This is a genomic window from Azospirillum sp. RU38E (assembly GCF_900188385.1).
Taxonomy (GTDB): Bacteria; Pseudomonadota; Alphaproteobacteria; order Azospirillales; family Azospirillaceae; genus Niveispirillum.
The window spans coordinates 1-19,698 of record NZ_FZOI01000035.1 but is presented as its reverse complement, the minus strand read 5'-3'; the positions used below and the strand labels follow the sequence as shown (position 1 = coordinate 19,698).

The following is a 19,698-nucleotide window of genomic DNA, read 5'->3' as shown; positions in this document are numbered from 1 at the left end:
TCGCCTCCTGCATCATGCCATCGTCGTCCATATCGAGGGCGCCAGCTATCGCCTGCGCCGTCATGCCGACCTGATCCCGGATAACAACCGCACCAAGCCCATCAACCCGCCAAATCAGCCAAAACCAAGGGGGAGACCGCCGAAAACAAAACAAGCCTGATAATCCAAAATCAATTCACCAGCCAAACCATCTGGGGAATTTTCAAGTGCCACTTCTGGGGATTTCCATTTCGCCCTTTACAATCGGCATCAAACGCGCCGAAGCGACCATCACGCTGGCCGCCATGGCCTACAACATGAAACGATGGGTCTGACTCAACGGGAGAACTGCGCCCGCTTGACGCCAAAGCCGCCCGTTCGGGCGGCTTTGGGTAGGCCATGATATGCCGAAAGCTGACACCACGGTGCCGGGATACCCGATTCTGCTCCGGTCACGGCATCACACAGGGTTACCGGAGGTGTCGATCTACACTCGCCATTACAACCATAGTCGCGTACTGTCGCTGATTGAGTCTGGACCCTAATAAAAATTTCTCAATACAAAATCACAAAACCGATTCCAAAAGGCCATCTGAATGGTAATTCTGCGCATACCATGCAACCTTGAGAGCCAATGTGGTCAACACAAAAATCGAAATATCCACCCTGTCCTTGCCTGCGGGTGATCTGGAGATTGCCGTCAACCGGTCGTGTGCGCCGCTGGAGGCGCTGTGCGGATTCGCTGCCCGGCTTAATCCCAAGCGCGGTTTTCTTTTTGTCAGCAAGGTGCTGGGCCGTCATATCCCGGTACGGCCGTCCGTGATGCGCCGGACCTACCGCGATCTGTCCGCCATGGTCGCGGATGATTTGCCTGGCCCGGTCTTGTTTGTAGGCATGGCAGAGACAGCCATTTGCATGGGGACGGGCGTCTTTGACGAATGGGTGCGTCGGACCGGTCGCCACGACGCGCTGTTCGTGCATACCACCCGCTATGCGTTTGATGCAGCGCCAGCTTTTGCGTTCCGTGAAGAGCATAGCCACGCTACGGGACACAATGTTTGCGTCCCTGTCGATCCGCGCGATGCCGACCTGATGCGCTCGGCCCGTACATTGGTGCTGGTCGATGATGAAGCCAGCACGGGCAAGACCTTCGGCAATTTTGTTCGTGCCGCTGGCAGTTTTTGTGTCGATGTCGAACGTCTTGTCTGCGTGGTCCTGACAGACTGGAGCGGCGGTCGTGCGAAGACGGCGGCGGCGGTGGCGGCAGGCGTCCCTGCCGATCTGGTGTCCCTGCTTGAGGGTGAATACCGTTTCGAGCGCAACCCGGATGCCCCCACGGTCAAGATGCCGAACCTGGAGGGCGATGGGCGCTCCCGCTCGGCTGTGCTGCGTACCAACTATGGCCGCTTTGGCATCCGTAAAGACCCTTGCACCCCCGCAGAGATAGCCGACAATCTCGCTCTGCGGACCGGGGAGAGAGCCCTGGTCCTTGGCACCGGGGAGTTTGTCTGGGCGCCCTTCCGGCTGGCCGAGCTGCTTGAGGCGCGCGGCGTGGACGCTTGGTGTCAGGCCACGACCAGGTCACCGATCATGGTCGGCCATGCGATCGCCAATGCCCTGACTTTTCGGGATAATTACGGCGATGGCATCCAGAACTACCTCTACAATGCCATCGGCTGTGGCTACGACCGCGTTGTGCTTTGCCTCGAAACCCCGGCGCACTCGGCCGATCCTGAACTCGCAGCGGCGCTCTCCGCTGACATCGTCTGCTTCTGAAGGCTGCCATGACCGTTTATGCCTTTGTCGACCTTGACGATTCTCTGTTCAACAGTGACCGGAAGGCCGGACCCGATCGCTCGCGGGTCGCTGCCGTCGACCGCCAGGGCACGCCGCTTTCCTTCCAAAGCGCGCGGCAGGAACGGTTCTTGTCCCATGTCCTGGGCAACGGTGCTGTGATCGTCCCGACCACCGGTCGCAACGAGGCCGCCTTCCACCGGGTCCGCCTCAGTCTAAGACACAGCCATGCGATCTGCTCCTTCGGCGGCCTGCTGATCGGCCCCGATGGAAGGCCCGAACCGCGTTGGCACGCCTTCATCTCCGCCGAGGTGGAGCGTGAACGTGCCGCCCTGGAAGGCATCCTTGACGAAATGGTCCGTATCGCCACCGCCAGGGGGGCGGATGTGCGCCACACCATCGTGTCCGATGCGGGGCTAGATCTCTACCTTTCCGTCAAACACAACGCCCATGATGAGGAATGTTTGGCAGGGGTGGCGGCGGAACTTGGACAGGGTCTGCCGGATGGCTGGTATCTGCACCTGAACGGCAACAACCTCGCGGCGATGCCGGGGTTTCTCGGCAAGGCCAGGGCGGTGCGCTGGTATCTGGACAATGTGGGTACGGATTCCACCCTGACGCTCGGTATCGGGGACAGCTTCACCGATCTTTCCTTCATGGGTCTGTGTGATTACGCGATCACCCCAACCTCCCACTCGCAGATATTCAACGCCTTGATGAAATACGCCCGATGAGCTTCTCTGGCAGCTACCTTCCTGAGGATGTGACGTTCCTGTTGAAGACCGTCGACATGCCACCAACCGAGATCGAGGCGAAGGAACGCCTGATCCAGGCCGGTCGCCGCCATTATTCGGAAATGTTGAGTGCGGAGAGGGCACCGGACCCCGCTTATATGGACCTATTCTGGGCCGTTTTCCGACGCAACCGGAACCGTTTTGCAGCCGATATGGCAGCCCTTGCGAAGGGCATAGCGGCCCGCAAGGACGGCACGATCGCCGTCACAAGCCTCGCGCGTGCCGGAACCCCCGTTGGCGTCCTGCTGCGGCGCGCCCTGCGTGCCCTGGGTCGCGAGGTTTTCCATTACTCGGTTTCCATCATCCGTGACCGCGGTATTGATGAAGTCGCTCTCGACCGTATTGTGGCCGCACATGGTGACGGCTCCATCATGTTTGTGGACGGTTGGACGGGAAAGGGGGCCATCACGGCCGAACTGAAGCGCTGCGTGACGTCCTACAATACCTCGCGCGGTGTCGCCGTGGATCCCTCGCTCGCCGTGGTCGCCGACTTGGCAGGGGTCGCGGCCCTGTCTTCCAGCTATGAGGATTACCTGATCCCGTCCTCTGTGCTGAATGCGATCGTTTCCGGCCTGGTCAGCCGCACGGTGCTGAATGCTGACTATGTCGGCCCTGGCGACTTTCATGCCTGTGTCTACTATACCGGTCTTGAGCCGCATGACATCTCCCGCCGCTTCGTTGATGAGGTGACCAGACCGATGTTGGATGCACTTTTTGATCCGGCCTGCCTGCCGGTCGGTAACTCCTCGGACAGGCTGGCCGACCTGCGGGCCGGTTGCGAGGCATTCGTTGCCTCCTGCATGGAACGCCATGGTGTGGCTGACCGCAATCGCATCAAACCGGGCATCGGCGAGTCCACCCGGTCGCTGCTGCGGCGTGTGCCGGAAACCCTGATCGTGCGAGAACCTGATCACCGCGATGTGGCGCACCTGATGCAACTGGCACGCGGGCGCGGCGTGAGGGTGATTGTGGACCCGACGCTGGCCCGCCCCTATAGGGCAGCCGCCATCATCAAGACCCTGGGCGAGGGCTGACCTCGAAACGAACGTCTTTCAACCATCGACCTCACCCCGAAGCCCGGCCAAGCGGCAAGGAATTCACCATGGAAGTCCAGGATAATCGCTATCTCCACCTTGGCGCGTCCCTGTATGTCCCCGCGACCCGCGGTGACCTCGTTGAGATCGGCAACCGAGAAAAGCATAAAGGCTTGCGTTCGGTTATTTTCTGCACCGAGGATGCGGTGCTGACGGATGATGTCAGTCAGGCGCTGGACATCCTGGAAAATGCCCTGCCATTGATGCAGGCCTCGCCTGGACTGCTTCGTTTCATCCGGGTGCGCAACCCCCACGTCATGGGCCGCGTGCTCCAGATGCGCGGGATCAGCAAGATTGATGGCTTCGTCTTGCCGAAGATCACGACCGCAAACCTTGGCACCTATCTGGACCAGATTTCTGGCCATGACAGCCCGTTCGTCGTCATGCCGACACTGGAGACAGCCGAGGTGTTCGACGCTGTCGAGATGCGTCGCCTGCGCGAATATATGTCCGATAGCGCCGTGCGCCCCCGCATCCTGGCGTTACGCATCGGCGGCAACGACCTGTTCAACCTGCTGGGCGTGCGCCGTCCCCCGAGCCGGACCATTTACGAGACGGTGATCGGCCATACCATTGCCATGCTGGTTTCAACCTTCAAGCCGCACGGCTTCAACCTGACGGCACCGGTCTGCGAGGCCATCGACTGCCTCAAGGTACTGGAGCGCGAGGTCGTTCAGGACCTTGACCACGGGCTGTTTGGCAAGACGGCTATCCATCCGCAGCAGGCGAAGATGATCGAAAGCCTCTATGCCGTGCGGAACGAGGATATGGAAATGGCTCGCGAGATTCTGCGGTCTGACGCGCCGGCCGTCTTCAAGATGCACGGCACCATGTGCGAGCCGGCCACCCACCGCAAAGCCGCCCAGACCCTCCTGGAGCGTGCGGCCCTCTACGGCGTCACGGTCGGGCTGTCGGTGCATGAAGGGGAGTTTGATATAGGGGCAGGTCCGCGTCTCTTCGTTTCCGCCTGACGTTTCCTTGTCGTCAAAAGACTCTGACAACCCCCTGGATGGGGGCAACCACGCCTGATGTGGGCAAAGGCACGTCCTCCGGTGAGGCGTCGCCCAGCGCCAGCATTATGGCCCAGTAGGGCAGATGCAGACCGGTCTGGCAGCTATAAAGCGTGCCACCCGACATCCGGGGGTTTACCTCAAGAATATAGGGTGTGCCCTCATGGTTCTTGGTTTGCACATTCACCACACCGTTGAGGCGATACCGTTCCACAAGCGCGCGCGCGATCCGGATGGCCGCATGATCTGTTTCGATATGCTGTATCCGCCCCCGCTTCACGCGGGAAACGGCGGCGACAAGGTGCCCTTGATGCGCCACGCAATCCACACTCCGTTCCTCGCCCTCAAGTGTACGCATGAGCATGAATGGACGATGTTTGTGCGTGCTTGCAAGCAGTCGTCGGAATTCGCTGAGACCAATCTTGTACTGGTCGTTGGAGACGAAACGGCCCCACTCGTCATCGTCCTCCACGATCCGCCGGAAGCCCAGCGCGAAGATCGAAACGGTGGGCTTGACACACAGGGAGGGTACGAACGGGCGAAGCGTGGCCCAGGCGTCTTCGAATTCTGCCAGCGTGGAAAATTCCATCCATTCCGGGATCGGCAGGCCGGTACCAGCCAGATCGCGGTAGAAAGCCGCCTTATCGTCCAACAGCGCATGGGTCACTGCGTCGCTTGCAAGCAGTGTGCGGATGCCGGCGGCGTCGAATTCCGCTTTCCGGGCCATGATGTCGGGCGCACCCTTGCCGGGCCACAACAGATCAATGCCCAACTCCTGGCATTTTGCCAGGGCGTAATCGGCAAAACCACTGCCTTTATATAGATCCTCCGGTTCCACCCAGCGCCGGTCGGCGAAGGCGAAACCCGGAAAGTCTGCCTCCGTATGGCTGACCAATATCTCCAGGCCGCCAGTCCGATCAACGGTGCGGGCAATGTCCGTTACGTTCGACAGGCCGCGGCTGAACCAAACCCGCCGGCTTTGCGTGGTCATGAATATTCGCCCTTCGGTCAAATAGCAGGATGGCACATGCACACAGTCGGCCTTCTGGCATTTTATGAAAAATCCAGCAACACCGAGTAAAAAGCGTCATATGTCACAATTTTGTCTCTTTATACTTTAATATCGCAAAAATGTAAATGCGATTGATAAATATCTATCAATATAATATTTTTTTACCACCCTAGGCATTACCCCACCGCGCATATGGCCATTGATATAGGTGCTGAAAGGGAGAGGCGATGGTATCATTGGCGAACTTTGACATTATCACACGCCTTCAAGGATATGGCGGACGGCATAGCCGCGACGTTTGAACGCCACCCAAGCTCCTGATCTGGTATTAAATGAGGCTGTCTCCATGAAGGCCCTGACCCAAGGCGGCAATACTGCCATCCCCGCGTCCCATACACGCGTTACCGTCGGCTGGGCCCCGGCACGCATCGGCAATCTGGATGTGGACACGTCCGCCTTTCTGATTAAAGCGGATGGCAAGGTCCAATCCGACGACGACATGATCTTTTATAATCAACCTGCCTCCAGGGATGGCAGCGTAAAACTGGCTGACGGCAGGTTCACCATCGACCTTGACCAGGTGCCACCCGATGTGGTGCGGATCGCGTTCGCCATCACGATCCATGAGGCGGAGGGTACCGGCCACAGCTTCGCTGAGGCCAGCGCCGCCTTTATTGAGGTCGAAAACGTGGCCCGGTACGATGCTGTGACCGCTGGCATGTCCGAGACGGCGCTGATCATCGGTGAGCTCTATCGCCGGGGCGGCGAGTGGAAAGTGAAGGCCGTTGGCCAGGGCTTCGTGGGGGGACTGGCACCGCTGGCGCGCCATTTCGGCATCGTTGTGGATGAAGCCCCGATCCCGCCCCCGGTCCCCGATGCCACCCCCCTGTCCAAAGCCGGTGCCAGCCGGGTAAGCCTTGAGAAAAGGCTTGTGAACCTGGAAAAAAAAGATAAGCAGCTCGTCAGTTTGATCAAGAAGGTGCAGGTCAGTCTTGAAAAGAAGCGGTTGGTCACGGATCGGGCCAAGGTCGCCCTGGTGCTGGACATTTCCGGTTCCATGCGCAGTCTCTACCGATCTGGCAAGGTCCAGCACTTTGTCGAGCGTGCCATGGCGATTGCCTATCGCTTTGATGATGATGGCGAGATTGATGTCTTTCTGTTCGGGGCACGCGACCATCATTACGGCTCGCTGAACGTGGACACCTATCGTGGCTTCGTTCCCGCCATGCTCGGGCAGTACAATCTGGAAGGCGGAACCAGGTACGGTCAGGTCATGCGCCGGATACGAGCGTTTTACGCCAGCCAGTCGGATTGGGGCCAGATGCCGGTCTATGTCATGTTCCTGACGGATGGTGGCACCGAGGATCGCGCACTGTCAGAGAAGATGATCGTGGAGGCATCCCGAGAACCCATCCATTGGAGTTTCATTGCCATTGGCGAACGGCCTGCAGGTAGCCTGTTGGAACGGGGCAAGAAATCCGGTCGTCTGCCGCGCGGCTTTGATTTCCTTGCTTATCTTGACGATATGCCAGGACGGTTGGTGGATAACGCGAATTTCTTTAGCGTGGACGATCCATCCAAACCGAGTGACGAGGAAATTTTCGAGCTCCTGATGGAGGAGTTCCCGTCCTGGCAGGAGGCCGCGCACAAAGCTGGTCTCTTTCGCGGCTGACTAAACACCACCCACAAAGCGGCCGCCTGCCAAGAGCCAGGTGGCCGCTTTGTCTTCACGCCCAATGCCAAAAAGGGAAGTCCCATGAGCTTCTGGAACAAGCTGAAAGCCAATGCCGCCTCCATTCAGAAAGGGTTGGCCGATGAAGTCACCAAGTTCAAGAATGATGCCTTCATGCATGCCGTCACAGCGGGCTGTGCGATGATGGCATCAGCCGATGGGGAAATCTCGTCGTCGGAAAAGCAAAAAATGGTCGGCTTCATTCAGAATTCCGATGCCCTGAAGGTCTTCGACCTTCAGAAGGTTATCGCCAGTTTCAATGCCATCGTCACAAAGTTCGAATTTGACCGGACCATCGGCGAGGGTGAGGCCTTGGCCCTTGTCTCCAAGATCAAGGGCAAGCCCGAGGCCCGTATTGTCGTCGCCGTTGTGCTGGCGGTCGCAAATGCGGATGGCAATTTTGACCCGAAGGAACGCGAGGTTGCACGCAAGATCGCTTCTGCCGCCGCCGTCGATCCCGCTGAATTCAACATTTGATATCCGGTTGCCAACCGGTCTTCTCTGCAGGAGCCGAAATGTCATCCAAGCCTACGCTCAGCTATTTCAACTGGTCCTTCGCCTTTACAATCCTGGGCCTGCTTGCGGGTGCTTGGCTCGGTTATAATGCTACCGGCACCATCGCCGGCGCGCTCGGCACCGCGTTTATCGTGGCGGTCCTGTGCGTCCTGGAAATATCCCTGTCCTTTGATAATGCGGTCGTGAACGCGACCATCCTGAAAGACATGGACGCGGTCTGGCGCCGCCGTTTCCTGACCTGGGGGATTCTCATCGCCGTGTTCGGGATGCGTATCATCTTCCCACTGCTTATCGTTGCAATCGCGGCCAGCCTCGGCCCGATCGAAGCCGTTACCCTGGCCATCAACGAGCCGGAGCGCTATGCCCAAATCCTGACCGATGCCCATGTCGGCATCGCGGCTTTCGGTGGCACTTTTCTGTTTATGGTCGGGCTGAAATTCTTCTTCGACGCAGAGAAGGATACCCACTGGTTCCACGTCCTGGAAAGCCGCCTTTCCAAGGCAGCCAGCATTGAATCCATCGAGATCATCATTGTCCTGCTCGCCATCTACGTGCTGAGCCTGTTCCTTGGCGATCATGCCCATGAGTTCATGGTGGCCGGGGTGCTGGGGCTGCTGTGCTTTCTTGCGGTCAAGGGCGTTGGTGCCGCCATGGAGGCCAGCCAGGAGACCATGGAAGGTACGTACAAGTCGGGGGCTGCCTCCTTCATGTATCTGGAACTGCTGGATGCCAGTTTCTCGTTTGACGGTGTGATCGGCGCGTTCGCCCTTTCGAACAACCTGTTCGTCATTGCCTTGGGCCTGGGGGTTGGCGCCTTCTATGTCCGTTCCATGACCATCATGCTGGTGGACAAAGGCACACTGGCGGAATACCGCTATCTGGAGCACGGCGCCTTCTATGCCATCCTGGCGCTGGCGGGCATCATGTATGCCCAGACCTTGACCCACATTCCCGAGGTTCTGACCGGTCTGATCGGTGCGACTTTCATCGGCCTCTCTGTATGGTCTTCCATCCGCCATAACCACGCCGAGGCGGCACTTGCACCGTCTGAGAGCAGAGAGACGGGTACTGCCGCTTAGGCAGGTCGGTTCATCGGCGCAGGCTCAGTACAGGCGTTGTGCGCTGGGAAACATGGCGCTGCGCCTGTACCCGGATGTCATGAAACTGAATCGACGTTGTTCGATCGTGGATTGCCACCGCCCGTCGACGGGCGGTGGTGCTCTCAAGCCTCTCAGCGCCCCACGGGGCAAGCTGGTCCCTGTCCGTCCAGACAAGAGGGGAAGATGAAAATTATATAATCTACTTCAACGCGTATGTCACTTGACTTCATTACCTTGTTTGCGAGACGCTTGCGCTGAATTTTCCGCTACCATCTGCCACTTACCGCAATGGGACAGGTTTGGGGAGAATGTACCGGAATTAATTCTGTTATTATTCAAGTTACCGTTTCAACGACAATATCGGAGCGATCTAATGGCCGTTTCTCTGTCCAAGGGGGGGAATGTCTCCCTGAGCAAGGAGGCCCCGGGCCTTACCGCCATCATTGTTGGCCTGGGTTGGGATGCGCGGGTCACCGACGGTTCCGCCTTTGACCTGGACGCCTCGGTATTCCTGCTGGATGAAGGCGGCAAGGTGCGCAGCGATGCCGATTTCATATTCTATAACAACAAGACTTCTGCCGATGGTTCGGTGGTCCACCAGGGCGACAACCAGTCTGGTGCCGGTGAGGGAGACGACGAGACCGTTGTGATCGATTTGTCCAAGGTGTCCGCCGATGTCCGTAAGGTCACCTTTTCGGTTACGATCCATGAGGCAGAGGCCCGCCGACAGAATTTCGGACAGGTTTCCAACGCCTATATCCGTGTTCTGAACAAGGCCGACAGCAAGGAAATCGCCCGTTACGACCTCTCCGAAGATTACTCCACGGAGACGGCGATGATCTTTGGTGAGATCTATCGGAACGGTGCTGAGTGGAAGTTCAAGGCGATCGGTCAGGGCTTTGCTGGTGGCCTGGGGCCGCTCGCCAAGAATTTCGGGGTTAATATCGGCTAAGGTAAGGGGATCGGGATGTCCGTCTCTCTCTCAAAAGGCCAGAAGGTCAGCCTCTCGAAAGATGGGGCCTCTCTGACACGCATCTTCATGGGGCTTGGCTGGGACGTGGCGAAGAAGGGGGGACTGCTTGGCGGGCTGTTCGGTGGTGCACCCGAGAATATCGATCTCGACGCTTCCTGCCTTGTCTTTGACGAATCCGGCAAGCTGGTGGATGAAATCTGGTTCCGTCAACTCAAGGGGATGAACGGCACCATTATTCATACGGGTGACAACCTCACCGGTGCCGGCGACGGCGATGACGAGACCATCAAGGTCGACCTGTCGAAGTTGCCAGCCAGCGTCAGGGCGCTGGTCTTTACCGTCAATTCCTTCCGCGGACAGACCTTCGACAAGGTGGCCAATGCCTATTGCCGCGTGGTTGACGAGGGAACAGGAAAGGAGCTGGCGAAATTTTCTCTCGGTGAGTCGGGCGGTCATACCGGTTTGGTGATGGCGAAGATCTATCGCCACAATGGGGAGTGGAAGATCCATGCGATCGGCGAGAAGACGATCGGTCGCACCTTCCACGACATGATGCCGGCGATTCAGGCCGCCCTTTAACATCTAATCCCGAAGAGGTTACCCCGATCGGGACGGAAGCGGCAGGTGACTGCCGCTTCCGCGCATATGGCTTCTCGCTGAGCCCATCGATGATGAGCCCGGTGATTTGTAATTGTCGCGGGGAATTGACAAAAGAGATCGCGTAAGGGGATAGGGGAATGGGTGTGGCTGTTCTGACACCAGGCGCGAATGCGGGTATTCCTTCTGCCCCCCGCGTTGTTGTTGCGGTCGGGTGGAACCCGAAATCCATCGCAGGGATGGAGATTGATGCCTCCGCCTTCATGGTCAAGGCAGATGGAAAGGTGCCGGACGACGCACATTTCGTCTTCTATGGCTCTCAATCCTCACCGGATGGTTCTGTCCGGTTTCAACCCTCCCCGCAAACGGGTTCCCCGGCCGATATGCAGGCATTTGAGGTCGCGTTGACCCAGGTGCCTGCGGTTGTGGACTCCATTGATATCTGCGTCACCATTCATGAGGGGCAGGCGCGGGGGCAGAGTTTCGGCAGCCTGAACGGCATGTTCGCCCGTCTGTTGGACCCTTCCTCTGGCCAGGAAGTGGCCCGCTTCGACCTGCCTGTCGCAGGGATGAGGGAGACGGCGATCACCCTCGCCAAGGTCTATCGCCGGAATGGTCAGTGGAAAATCCGTGCTGTCGGACAGGGGTTCAGCGGTGGGCTGGCGCCGCTGGCCCGTCAGTATGGCGTCGATATTACGGATGAGCCACCGGCACCATCGCCTGTTCCCGTGCAGGCAAAACCGCCTGCACCGCCGCCCCCACCGCCGGTGGTCAAGCCGATCAGCTTGATCAAGGTGACGCTGGAGAAGCGGGGGCAGTCCGTCTCGCTGGAGAAGAAGCCGGGCGAAAGCTTTGGTGAAATCATCTTCAATCTGAACTGGAATCAACGGTCGGAGAAAAAGGGCGGTCTGCTGGGCGGGTTGTTAGGGGGCAGCAAGGGAATCGATCTGGATCTCGGCTGTCTTTGGGAACTGGAGGACGGCTACAAAGGTGTGGTCCAGGCACTTGGCAATGCCTGGGGGAATTATCAAGACGAACCCTTCATCAAGCACGCTGGCGATGATCGTACCGGGGCCATGGCTCAGGGGGAGAATATCCGCATCAATGGCGACAAGCTGGCGAAGATCAAACGCATACTTGTGTTCGCCTTCATTTATGATGGCGTGCCGAACTGGGCTGCCGCCGATGGTGTCGCCACTGTGAAGGTACCGGGCCAGCCCGATATCGAGGTCCGGCTCGACAATCCGACCTCTGGCCAGGGGATGTGCGCCATTGCCCTGATCGAGAGTGACGGGGGCAAACTGAAAGTCACCAAGGAAGAGCGCTATTTCCGGGGGCATCAACCCATGGATAAGGCCTATCACTGGGGTCTCCGCTGGGCAGCCGGCAGCAAGGATTGAAAGGGAAAAGCAATGTCGTTCACGGATTGGCTGAAGAAGAACGTCACCGAGGCCCGCGAGGCTCTCAACACCGAAATCACCAAGTTCAAATCGAAGGATTTGCTGGAGGCGGTTGTCGCGGGTAGTGCTTTGGTTGCTTATGCCGACGGCAGCATCACATCTGAAGAAAAGCAGAAGATGATGGGTTTTCTGCGCACGTCCGACCAGTTGAAGGTCTTCGATTCCGGGGACGTCATCAAGATTTTCCAGAAATATGTGGAGAAGTTCGAGTTCGACGCAATGATCGGTGTTGGCGAGGTGATGCAGGCCGTCGGCAAGTTTCGCGGCAAACCACAGGCCCAACTGGTTGTCCGTGTCTGCTGCGCCATTGGCGCTGCTGACGGCAATTTCGATGAGAAGGAAAAGGCAGCCGTCCGTCGCATGTGCTCCGAACTCGGCCTCTCCCCTTCCGACTTCAACCTCTGAGCGGAGGGATTCGGAAGTCAGCCTGGGTGCCCGGTCGTGCGATGCCCTCTATGGGCGCATCATCGCACGGCCACCCGCCGGGCCGCATTCCTGCTTGTAGATAGACATAGAGGAAAACCATGACCATTTCCTTGAGCAAAGGCGGTAATGTCAGCCTGTCCAAGAGCGAACCCGGTCTGAAGCGGATTTTGATCGGACTGGGCTGGGACGCCCGTTCCACCGATGGTGCCGATTTCGACCTGGATGCCTCTGCGTTCCTACTCGGTGCCAATCATAAGGTACCGGACGAAAAGGCCTTCATCTTCTACAATAATCTGAAGTCTGTTGACGGGTCAGTTGAACATACCGGTGACAACAAGACTGGTGCCGGCGAAGGTGATGACGAGGCGATCAAGGTCAATCTTGGCCTTGTTCCGACAGATATTCAGACCATTGCCATTATCGTGACCATCCATGATGCCGAATCTCGCCGGCAGAGTTTCGGACAGGTCCGAAACGCCTTCATCCGTATCGTCAATGACGAAACAGATAAGGAAATCGCCCGCTATGACCTATCGGAAGATTATTCAACCGAGACGGCGATGACCTTTGGAGAAATCTACCGACATAATGGGGAGTGGAAGTTCCGGGCCGTCGGTCAGGGCTATGCAGGCGGGCTGGCCGCCATGTGCGGCCAGTATGGAATCAACGTGGGCTGACCAGAATAGCAGGAGAAAAGCCAATGCGTCGTCTTCCCGTCTATCTGGTTCTTGATGTCTCTGGCTCCATGCATGGAGAGCCCATCGAAGCCGTCCGCAACGGAATGCAGATGCTGGTCAGCACCCTGCGAACCGATCCCTATGCCCTTGAAACGGCCTACCTCTCGGTAATCGTGTTCGACAGCAAGGCCCGCCAGGTCGTGCCGCTGACCGAACTGATGGCGTTCCAGCCCCCAACCTTTGATGCGGGTTCCACCACTTCCCTGGGCGATGCCTTGAAGGTAACGAAGGAATGTATCGAGCGGGAAGTCAAGAAGACCACGCCTGAGGAGAAGGGCGACTGGAAGCCGCTTGTCTTCATCATGACCGATGGCCAGCCGACCGATGACTGGGAAAAGGACCTGATCGAGTTCAAGCAGGTGAAGACTGGCATGGTTATCGCCTGCGCCGCCGGCCCACAGGCCGATACCACGGTGCTGAAGAAGATCACCGAGGTGGTGGTGTCGCTGGATACGGCTGATAGCAGCACCATCGGAGCTTTCTTCAAGTGGGTGTCTGCCTCCATCTCTACCTCGTCCAAGAAGGTTGATCTCACCAAGTCCGACTCCAGCGAGATCAGCGAGCTTCCACCGCCGCCGCCCCAGATCACCCTGGTCTGAGCAAAGCTGCCTGAGGAAGAGGGGAGGGACGCGTGCGAAGGCTTCCTGTTTATCTGCTGCTCGACACGTCCGGCTCGATGCGGGGAGAGCCGATTGAAGCCGTCAATACGGGTATCCGGGTCATGGTCAGCGCTTTGCGCCAGGATCCGCACGCCCTGGAGACGGTGCATGTCAGCATCATTACGTTCGATGCGGACGCCAAGGTACAGGTGCCGCTCACAGCCCTGGACGAGCTGCAGGTGCCCGTGATCACCACCCCTCAATCCGGCCCCACCCATCTGGGGCTAGCCTTGGAAACCCTGGGAGCGCGCATTCGCCAGGAGATCAGGCATACCACGGTGGAAGAGAAGGGGGACTGGGCCCCCTATCTATTCGTGATGACCGACGGCAAACCGTCGGACATCCAGGTTTTCGAAGAACAGTGCCCCCGTATTCGGTCCATCGGGTTTGCCAGCATCATCGGCTGTGTGGCTGGCCCGAAGGCGCGCAAGGAGGATATCCAGCCCCTCTGCGATCATGTCGTGTCGCTGGACACGATGGACAGCGCCGGCTTCACCAGCTTCTTCAAATGGGTAACGGCCGCAATTTCGGGGGGGAACAGATCGATGGGGGCGGCCGGCACCGTTGCCTTGCCGCCGCCGCCGCCCGAAATCCAGGTTGTCCTGTAAGGGGAACCGGCGATGCGCCGCTTGCCGATCTTTTTTCTTGTTGATGTTTCAGAATCAATGGTCGGGGAGAAGCTCTACAAGCTTGAGGAGGGGATCGGGGCAGTTGTCTCCACCCTTCGCAAGGATCCCTATGCGCTGGAGATGGCATTCCTCTCGGTGATTGCCTTCGCCGGGAAGACGAAGACGGTAACCCAGCTCACCGAACTCTTCGCCTTCCATCCACCGGAACTGCCGGTCGGCGGCGGTACGGCCCTGGGGGCGGCCCTGTCGCACCTGATGGATGAAATCGACCGCACCGTCGTGACCACGACGCCCGACCGCAAGGGAGATTGGCGGCCCATCATTTTCCTGCTGACCGACGGGTACCCGACGGACAATGTGACACCCGCCCTTGAGCGCTGGAACCGCTCATACCGGCACCGGGTGGGTTTGGTGGCCGTATCCATCGGCGGTGGGGCTGATCACACCCTGCTGAAGCGGCTGACCGATGATGTGGTCGTTTTCAACGACAGCGCGCCGGACGCGTTCGCCCGTTTCATCCGCTGGATATCCATGTCGATCCAAAGTCAGAGCCGGAGCGTCAGCGCAGGGCAGGATGGCAAGGTCAACCTGGCCAAAGCCGAACCCGGTCTGCTGGTGCCCATGGAATCGGCGGCGGGCTTGGCCCCCTTTGCCGGGGTGGATGATCGCTACGCCGTGTTTGTCGGCAAATGCGCCAAAAAGAAGCTGCCCTATGTGGTGAAGTATGAACGGCATATGGGGCGGATGGAGACGTCGGACCCGGTTCTGGCCAATTTGCTCAAGACCCGCCGCTATGCCCTGGATACGGCTGTTCCGGTGAAGCACAGCTATTTCGACCTGTCGGATACGGTCGGCGGTGGTCAGTCCGTCTATTCCGAGGATCTGATCGGCCAACCCAACTGCCCGCATTGCGGCGCGCGCTTCGCCATGGCGGTCTGTGGCTGCGGGAAAATTCATTGCGTGGAGGGCGAGGGCGAACAGACCTGCCCCTGGTGCGACAAGATCGGGATATATGGCACGGCGGAGGCCGGTGACGGTTTCGATATCGGACGGGGGCGGGGATGACCGACGATTTCAAGTTCCCCAGCACCATCCGCGTCGCGATGGCTGATTTGGCCAGCATCGTTACTGAGGAAAAAGTCCCGGACCCGGGGGATGGTTACCGCGACTTCTTTGGCCTGCCGCCGGAATTACGTCGTATTCTTTTTGTTCTTGATCGCATTGCCATCAACCGGCGTTGGAAGCAGTTGGAGGAACGGACTGCGGTTGCCGACCCGCGAACCACCGAGCCTGCGGCTCCACAGGCTCCTTCGGTTCTTCAACCCCCGTCCAAATCCGTTTTCTCTTCCGGTCATGAACTTCAGAAGTATGTGCCGACTGAAGAGTTCGACGCCCCCTCCCCTTCTTTAAAGGCTCCGATGACCACGCCTACGCCTCCCCGAGATCCGGTGGCCAAAGCTGCACCATCCTCTGTCCAGCCCGCCCAAGAAACACCGCCGGTTCCGGCCCCATCCATGGACACAGCACGTCCGCAGGCCGCTCCAGCCAGTCCTGTCTCCCAACCGGAGGGGGCAGCCCGCCCACCAGCCTCTGGGAACCCGACCATATCGCCCTTCGGAATGGTCAAGAAGACGGTCTATCTGAAGAATGCCAGGGCCAATGAAGCCTATGAGGGCGCAGTCGAGATTGAGGGGTTCAAGGATATTAAACTGGAGAATGCTGGTGGCTCCGGATTGACCCTGGACCCAGTATCCGGACTTTTGAAGGGGACGCCCGCGACCAGCGGCGACTTCGTCATCCGCCTGCTGGGGCTCTTCCATGGCAAGCGCTGCGAGGTCACAGCCAACCTTGCGGTCATCGCCGATCCCAAGTCGCTGTGGGTTTCGAAGGATAGCGACCGCAACGACTCGTTCTGGAAACCCGACCAGGCCTTCCGCCGGATTGAAGGCGATCTGCTCTGTGTGGCGGCCAGCAAGCGTGGACGCTCCCACGCCAAGGATGGTGGCTTTCGTGACGATGATTTCGGTCTCCTGGCCCATGGCCCGGGGGGCTGGCATATCGCGGCGGTGGCTGATGGTGCCGGTAGTGCCAAATACTCCCGCCGTGGTTCCAAAGTTGCCGTCGACTGCGTGCTACAGCGCCTTCCCGGTCTGCTGGATGAACATCTCACCCCACATCTGGCCAAGCTTGTCCCCGCCCATCAGCAGGGTAACCCCGACGCGACCGGGCAGATAAAGAGCCAGCTTTATCAGTCGCTGGCCACCGCCGCCTTCCAGGCCGCCAAAGCGATTGAGGAAGAAGCTGCCTCTCACGACGCGAAAGCATCCGCCTTCTCGACCACTCTTATCGTGGTGGTGGTTCGGCAGATACCGGGAGGTTGGTTTATTGCTGGCTTCTCAGTTGGTGATGGTGGGGCGGCAGTATTCGATATCCGGGACGGTTCCCTGACCCCACTCACACTTCCCGACAGCGGTGAATTTGCTGGCCAAACCCGCTTCCTCCAGAGGTCGGAGTTCGCGGGTGGGTTCGAGGAGGTAGCGAAACGGATATTCTTTGACGTCCGCAAGGAGTTCACGGCCATCGCTCTGATGACCGATGGCATCTCCGATCCGAAGTTCCCGACCGACGCCGTTTTCGCCACACCCGCCAGATGGGCGACATTCTGGAACGACGATCTGGCAAAGGCGGTCGATTTCTCCCGCACGAATAATGCGATTGAAGCCCAATTCCTGGAATGGCTGGACTTCTGGTCCCCCGGAAATCACGACGACCGGACCCTGGCGATCCTGGTGCCCTGAAGGAACATGGCATGACCATTGTTAAGCTCACCACCCTTGATGGGCAGCAGGTTGAATATAATGATGTCATCATCGGCCAGGGGGGCATGAAGGATGTCTATTTCAGCCCTGACCGCTCCTATGTCGTCGCCTTCTTCCGTGACCCGCTTGATTTTCAAGGACGCGAACGCCTGAAATCCATCGTCGGCACCTATCGTGAAGGCATTTTTGCAAAGGAAGGCGGGGATTACTGGCGGGATTTATATTGCTGGCCGACTAGTATTGTTGAAAAGGACGGCCGGATGGGGATTGTCGCGCCGGCCTACAAGTCACATTTCTTCTTCGCCCATGGGTCGGTCAACAATGACATGTTGGGTATCAGGGGTAAGGAAAAGGAAGGAAAGTGGTTCGCCAGCGCCTCCAATCGTACCAAATTTCTTGCCCAGGAGGAAAAGGGGTCATGGCTGACCCATCTCCGGATTTGCCTGATGATCAGCCGGGCGGTTCGTCGCCTCCATGCGGCCGGACTCGCCCATTCGGATCTTAGCTATAAGAACGTGTTGATTGATCCGACTACCGGCAATGCCTGCGTGATCGATATTGACGGCCTAGTTGTCCCCGGCCGCTTCCCACCAGATGTCGTCGGAACGCCGGACTTTATCGCCCCCGAGGTGATCGCCACCCAGCATTTGGACAAGAGCGACCCCAATCGCAAGCTGCCATCGGTATTGACTGACAGGCACGCTCTTGCAGTCCTGATCTACATGTATCTGTTCTACCGCCACCCTTTGCGGGGCGGGAAGGTCCATGACATGGATGCGACTAAGGATGAGGAACTGGCAATGGGTACCAGGGCCCTGTTTGTCGAGCATCCCACCGACGCCAGTAATCGGGTAAAAGCCGTTCAGCTTTCCAAAGCCCAGTTACCCTGGGCTGATCCGTCCACCATGCCCTATACCATCGCCGGGCCGCTGCTAGCCGATCTGTTCCGGAAGGCGTTCGTCAACGGCCTGCATGATCCTCAGAACCGCCCGACAGCTTCGGAGTGGGAGAATGCCCTGGTGCGCACCATTGACATGATCCAACCCTGCTCTGCCAAGTGCGAGATGGGTTGGTATGTGTTCGACAACAGCACCAAGCCAAAATGTCCCTGCTGCGGTACTGTTTATCAAGGAAAACTGCCGGTCCTGAATCTTTATTCCAGCCGGCACAGCGGGACCTACCAGTCTGACAACCACCGGGTTATGGTCTGGGACGGGCAGTCCCTCTTCTCCTGGCACGTCAACCGCAAGATTTTCCCCAATGAGCATCTGCTGCCTGATCAAAAGAAGCGGGTGGGTTATTTCCAGCGCCATCAGGGGGACTGGTTCCTTGTGAACGAGGGGATGCCCGAGATGTACGATGTCATCGCCAAGAAGGACGTGCCGATCGGCGGACATGTGAAACTGACCGATGGCAGTCAGCTTCTGCTGTCCCGTACCGACGGTAGCAGATTAATCCAGGTACAACTTGTGAATTGCTAGATCAAAACCGACACAAGTCATTGAAATTGGTTCGAGAATGTGATTGCAAGGGAATAGACGCTGTCTTGGAGGAATAAATGCGGGAGATTTTCTGAACTGATAGTGTGGATGCCCCCTTCACCTGGGTACGGTTGGTTTCCAGATTTTGGTTTCCGACGGGCGTCACACTGGAGGTCATGATGGAGGCGACATATCTGTGACCTGCTCCCCAAAACATCACCGTTTATAAGCAGAGACCTCTGGTTTGGTATTGGGGGTGACATCCCGCCCAGGGTGGAATGAGGTCAAATATTATTGTAGTCGTCCCGCCAGTCGGCCAGCACCTGTCGGGCGTGACGCACGCCGTGGAACAGGGTTTCATTCAGGCATTCATCGCGCAAGCGTCCGTTGAAACTTTCCACGAACGCATTCTGGGTGGGTTTGCCGGGCTGGATGTAATGCCATTCGACCCCATTGGCTTGCGTCCAGGCCAGGATCGCCCTGGAAATGAACTCGCTGCCATTGTCGCTGACAATCATCAGCGGTTTGCCGCGTGTGGCGATCAGCGCGTCCAACTCCCGCGCCACCCGCTTGCCGGATAGCGAGGTGTCGGCCACCAGGGCCAGGCATTCGCGTGAGAAATCATCCACCACGGCCAGGATGCGGAACCGCCTGCCATCGCTGAACGCATCCGACACGAAATCCAGGCTCCAGCGCTGGTTGGGCCCCTGAGGCGCCCGTGTGCCCAGTGCCCGTTTGCGACCCCGCCGCCGGCGCACCGCCAGCCCTTCCTCCCGGTAAATCCGCAGCAACTTCTTATGGTTCACCGCCATCCCCTCCCGGGCCAGCAGACATCCCAGACGCCGGTAGCCAAAACGCCGTCGCTCCGATGCCAGTTCCCGCAGCC

18 protein-coding genes and 1 pseudogene are annotated in these 19,698 nt (G+C 58.6%); 17 read left to right on the top strand and 2 right to left on the bottom strand.

What is annotated here, in order from left to right; all coding sequences use genetic code 11:
- Window positions 1–603: 603 nt before the first annotated feature.
- From CHB97_RS25055 to CHB97_RS25040, 4 genes are all read left to right on the top strand, one after another.
- Window positions 604–1,755 carry a phosphoribosyltransferase domain-containing protein gene (locus tag CHB97_RS25055; protein ID WP_244559703.1) on the top strand — a complete coding sequence of 384 codons (1,152 nt, stop codon included), beginning with the start codon at window positions 604–606 and terminating at the stop codon, window positions 1,753–1,755.
- Between the two features lie 8 nt (window positions 1,756–1,763).
- Window positions 1,764–2,507 carry a hypothetical protein gene (locus CHB97_RS25050; RefSeq protein ID WP_089290761.1) on the top strand — a complete coding sequence of 248 codons (744 nt, stop codon included), beginning with the start codon at window positions 1,764–1,766 and terminating at the stop codon, window positions 2,505–2,507.
- Window positions 2,504–3,601, top strand: coding sequence for a cysteine protease StiP family protein (locus CHB97_RS25045; protein WP_089290760.1), 1,098 nt, complete (start codon window positions 2,504–2,506; stop codon window positions 3,599–3,601). Before CHB97_RS25050 ends, CHB97_RS25045 begins: the two co-directional genes overlap by 4 nt.
- 68 nt (window positions 3,602–3,669) lie before the next feature.
- Window positions 3,670–4,632: an HpcH/HpaI aldolase/citrate lyase family protein gene (locus CHB97_RS25040; protein WP_089290759.1), complete on the top strand. Its 963-nt coding sequence runs from the start codon at window positions 3,670–3,672 to the stop codon at window positions 4,630–4,632.
- A gap of 13 nt (window positions 4,633–4,645) precedes the next feature.
- On the opposite strand, the gene CHB97_RS25035 is transcribed toward CHB97_RS25040, so the two are convergent.
- Window positions 4,646–5,662, bottom strand: a complete 1,017-nt coding sequence (locus CHB97_RS25035; RefSeq protein ID WP_089290758.1) for an ATP-grasp domain-containing protein — start codon at window positions 5,660–5,662, stop codon at window positions 4,646–4,648.
- A gap of 367 nt (window positions 5,663–6,029) precedes the next feature.
- Between CHB97_RS25035 and CHB97_RS25030 the strand changes: the two genes are divergently transcribed.
- The 13 genes from CHB97_RS25030 to CHB97_RS24970 all read left to right on the top strand — a co-directional run bounded on the left by CHB97_RS25030 (window position 6,030) and on the right by CHB97_RS24970 (window position 18,812).
- Window positions 6,030–7,355, top strand: coding sequence for a VWA domain-containing protein (locus CHB97_RS25030; protein ID WP_089290757.1), 1,326 nt, complete (start codon window positions 6,030–6,032; stop codon window positions 7,353–7,355).
- 84 nt (window positions 7,356–7,439) lie between these two features.
- Complete coding sequence (locus tag CHB97_RS25025) at window positions 7,440–7,892, top strand: tellurite resistance TerB family protein (protein WP_089290756.1); 453 nt, start codon at window positions 7,440–7,442, stop codon at window positions 7,890–7,892.
- 38 nt (window positions 7,893–7,930) lie between these two features.
- Window positions 7,931–9,010, top strand: a complete 1,080-nt coding sequence (locus CHB97_RS25020; protein ID WP_089290755.1) for a DUF475 domain-containing protein — start codon at window positions 7,931–7,933, stop codon at window positions 9,008–9,010.
- A 394-nt stretch (window positions 9,011–9,404) separates the two neighbouring features.
- Window positions 9,405–9,983, top strand: a complete 579-nt coding sequence (locus CHB97_RS25015) for a TerD family protein (RefSeq protein WP_089290754.1) — start codon at window positions 9,405–9,407, stop codon at window positions 9,981–9,983.
- 15 nt (window positions 9,984–9,998) lie between these two features.
- Window positions 9,999–10,583 (top strand): TerD family protein, encoded by a 585-nt coding sequence (locus CHB97_RS25010; protein ID WP_089290753.1) that lies wholly within the window; start codon window positions 9,999–10,001, stop codon window positions 10,581–10,583.
- A gap of 158 nt (window positions 10,584–10,741) precedes the next feature.
- The gene (locus CHB97_RS25005; RefSeq protein WP_089290752.1) at window positions 10,742–12,001 is read left to right on the top strand and encodes a TerD family protein; all 1,260 of its coding nucleotides are present in this window, start codon (window positions 10,742–10,744) and stop codon (window positions 11,999–12,001) included.
- 12 nt (window positions 12,002–12,013) lie between these two features.
- Window positions 12,014–12,466 carry a tellurite resistance TerB family protein gene (locus CHB97_RS25000; RefSeq protein WP_089290751.1) on the top strand — a complete coding sequence of 151 codons (453 nt, stop codon included), beginning with the start codon at window positions 12,014–12,016 and terminating at the stop codon, window positions 12,464–12,466.
- Between the two features lie 119 nt (window positions 12,467–12,585).
- Window positions 12,586–13,164 (top strand): TerD family protein, encoded by a 579-nt coding sequence (locus tag CHB97_RS24995; RefSeq protein WP_089290750.1) that lies wholly within the window; start codon window positions 12,586–12,588, stop codon window positions 13,162–13,164.
- 23 nt (window positions 13,165–13,187) lie between these two features.
- Window positions 13,188–13,823 (top strand): VWA domain-containing protein, encoded by a 636-nt coding sequence (locus CHB97_RS24990; RefSeq protein WP_089290749.1) that lies wholly within the window; start codon window positions 13,188–13,190, stop codon window positions 13,821–13,823.
- Between the two features lie 32 nt (window positions 13,824–13,855).
- Window positions 13,856–14,491 carry a VWA domain-containing protein gene (locus CHB97_RS24985; RefSeq protein WP_089290748.1) on the top strand — a complete coding sequence of 212 codons (636 nt, stop codon included), beginning with the start codon at window positions 13,856–13,858 and terminating at the stop codon, window positions 14,489–14,491.
- Between the two features lie 12 nt (window positions 14,492–14,503).
- Window positions 14,504–15,577, top strand: coding sequence for a TerY-C metal binding domain-containing protein (locus CHB97_RS24980; protein WP_089290747.1), 1,074 nt, complete (start codon window positions 14,504–14,506; stop codon window positions 15,575–15,577).
- On the top strand, window positions 15,574–17,310 hold the full coding sequence (locus tag CHB97_RS24975; RefSeq protein WP_089290746.1) for a PP2C family serine/threonine-protein phosphatase: 1,737 nt from the start codon (window positions 15,574–15,576) through the stop codon (window positions 17,308–17,310). The genes CHB97_RS24980 and CHB97_RS24975 overlap by 4 nt, the downstream gene beginning before the upstream one ends.
- 11 nt (window positions 17,311–17,321) lie before the next feature.
- Window positions 17,322–18,812 (top strand): helix-hairpin-helix domain-containing protein, encoded by a 1,491-nt coding sequence (locus CHB97_RS24970; RefSeq protein ID WP_089290745.1) that lies wholly within the window; start codon window positions 17,322–17,324, stop codon window positions 18,810–18,812.
- A gap of 287 nt (window positions 18,813–19,099) precedes the next feature.
- On the opposite strand, the pseudogene CHB97_RS24965 reads toward CHB97_RS24970, so the two are convergent.
- Window positions 19,100–19,698: pseudogene (locus CHB97_RS24965) on the bottom strand (IS3 family transposase); the annotation flags it as partial.

Bases quoted from the DNA above. Each gene is read 5' to 3' on its own strand.
- CHB97_RS25050 (WP_089290761.1), top strand. From the start codon at position 1,764: ATGACCGTTTATGCCTTTGTCGACCTTGACGATTCTCTGTTCAACAGT.
- CHB97_RS25045 (WP_089290760.1), top strand. From the start codon at position 2,504: ATGAGCTTCTCTGGCAGCTACCTTCCTGAGGATGTGACGTTCCTGTTG.
- CHB97_RS25040 (WP_089290759.1), top strand. From the start codon at position 3,670: ATGGAAGTCCAGGATAATCGCTATCTCCACCTTGGCGCGTCCCTGTAT.
- CHB97_RS25035 (WP_089290758.1), bottom strand. From the start codon at position 5,662: ATGACCACGCAAAGCCGGCGGGTTTGGTTCAGCCGCGGCCTGTCGAAC.
- CHB97_RS25030 (WP_089290757.1), top strand. From the start codon at position 6,030: ATGAAGGCCCTGACCCAAGGCGGCAATACTGCCATCCCCGCGTCCCAT.
- CHB97_RS25025 (WP_089290756.1), top strand. From the start codon at position 7,440: ATGAGCTTCTGGAACAAGCTGAAAGCCAATGCCGCCTCCATTCAGAAA.
- CHB97_RS25020 (WP_089290755.1), top strand. From the start codon at position 7,931: ATGTCATCCAAGCCTACGCTCAGCTATTTCAACTGGTCCTTCGCCTTT.
- CHB97_RS25015 (WP_089290754.1), top strand. From the start codon at position 9,405: ATGGCCGTTTCTCTGTCCAAGGGGGGGAATGTCTCCCTGAGCAAGGAG.
- CHB97_RS25010 (WP_089290753.1), top strand. From the start codon at position 9,999: ATGTCCGTCTCTCTCTCAAAAGGCCAGAAGGTCAGCCTCTCGAAAGAT.
- CHB97_RS25005 (WP_089290752.1), top strand. From the start codon at position 10,742: ATGGGTGTGGCTGTTCTGACACCAGGCGCGAATGCGGGTATTCCTTCT.
- CHB97_RS25000 (WP_089290751.1), top strand. From the start codon at position 12,014: ATGTCGTTCACGGATTGGCTGAAGAAGAACGTCACCGAGGCCCGCGAG.
- CHB97_RS24995 (WP_089290750.1), top strand. From the start codon at position 12,586: ATGACCATTTCCTTGAGCAAAGGCGGTAATGTCAGCCTGTCCAAGAGC.
- CHB97_RS24990 (WP_089290749.1), top strand. From the start codon at position 13,188: ATGCGTCGTCTTCCCGTCTATCTGGTTCTTGATGTCTCTGGCTCCATG.
- CHB97_RS24980 (WP_089290747.1), top strand. From the start codon at position 14,504: ATGCGCCGCTTGCCGATCTTTTTTCTTGTTGATGTTTCAGAATCAATG.
- CHB97_RS24975 (WP_089290746.1), top strand. From the start codon at position 15,574: ATGACCGACGATTTCAAGTTCCCCAGCACCATCCGCGTCGCGATGGCT.
- CHB97_RS24970 (WP_089290745.1), top strand. From the start codon at position 17,322: ATGACCATTGTTAAGCTCACCACCCTTGATGGGCAGCAGGTTGAATAT.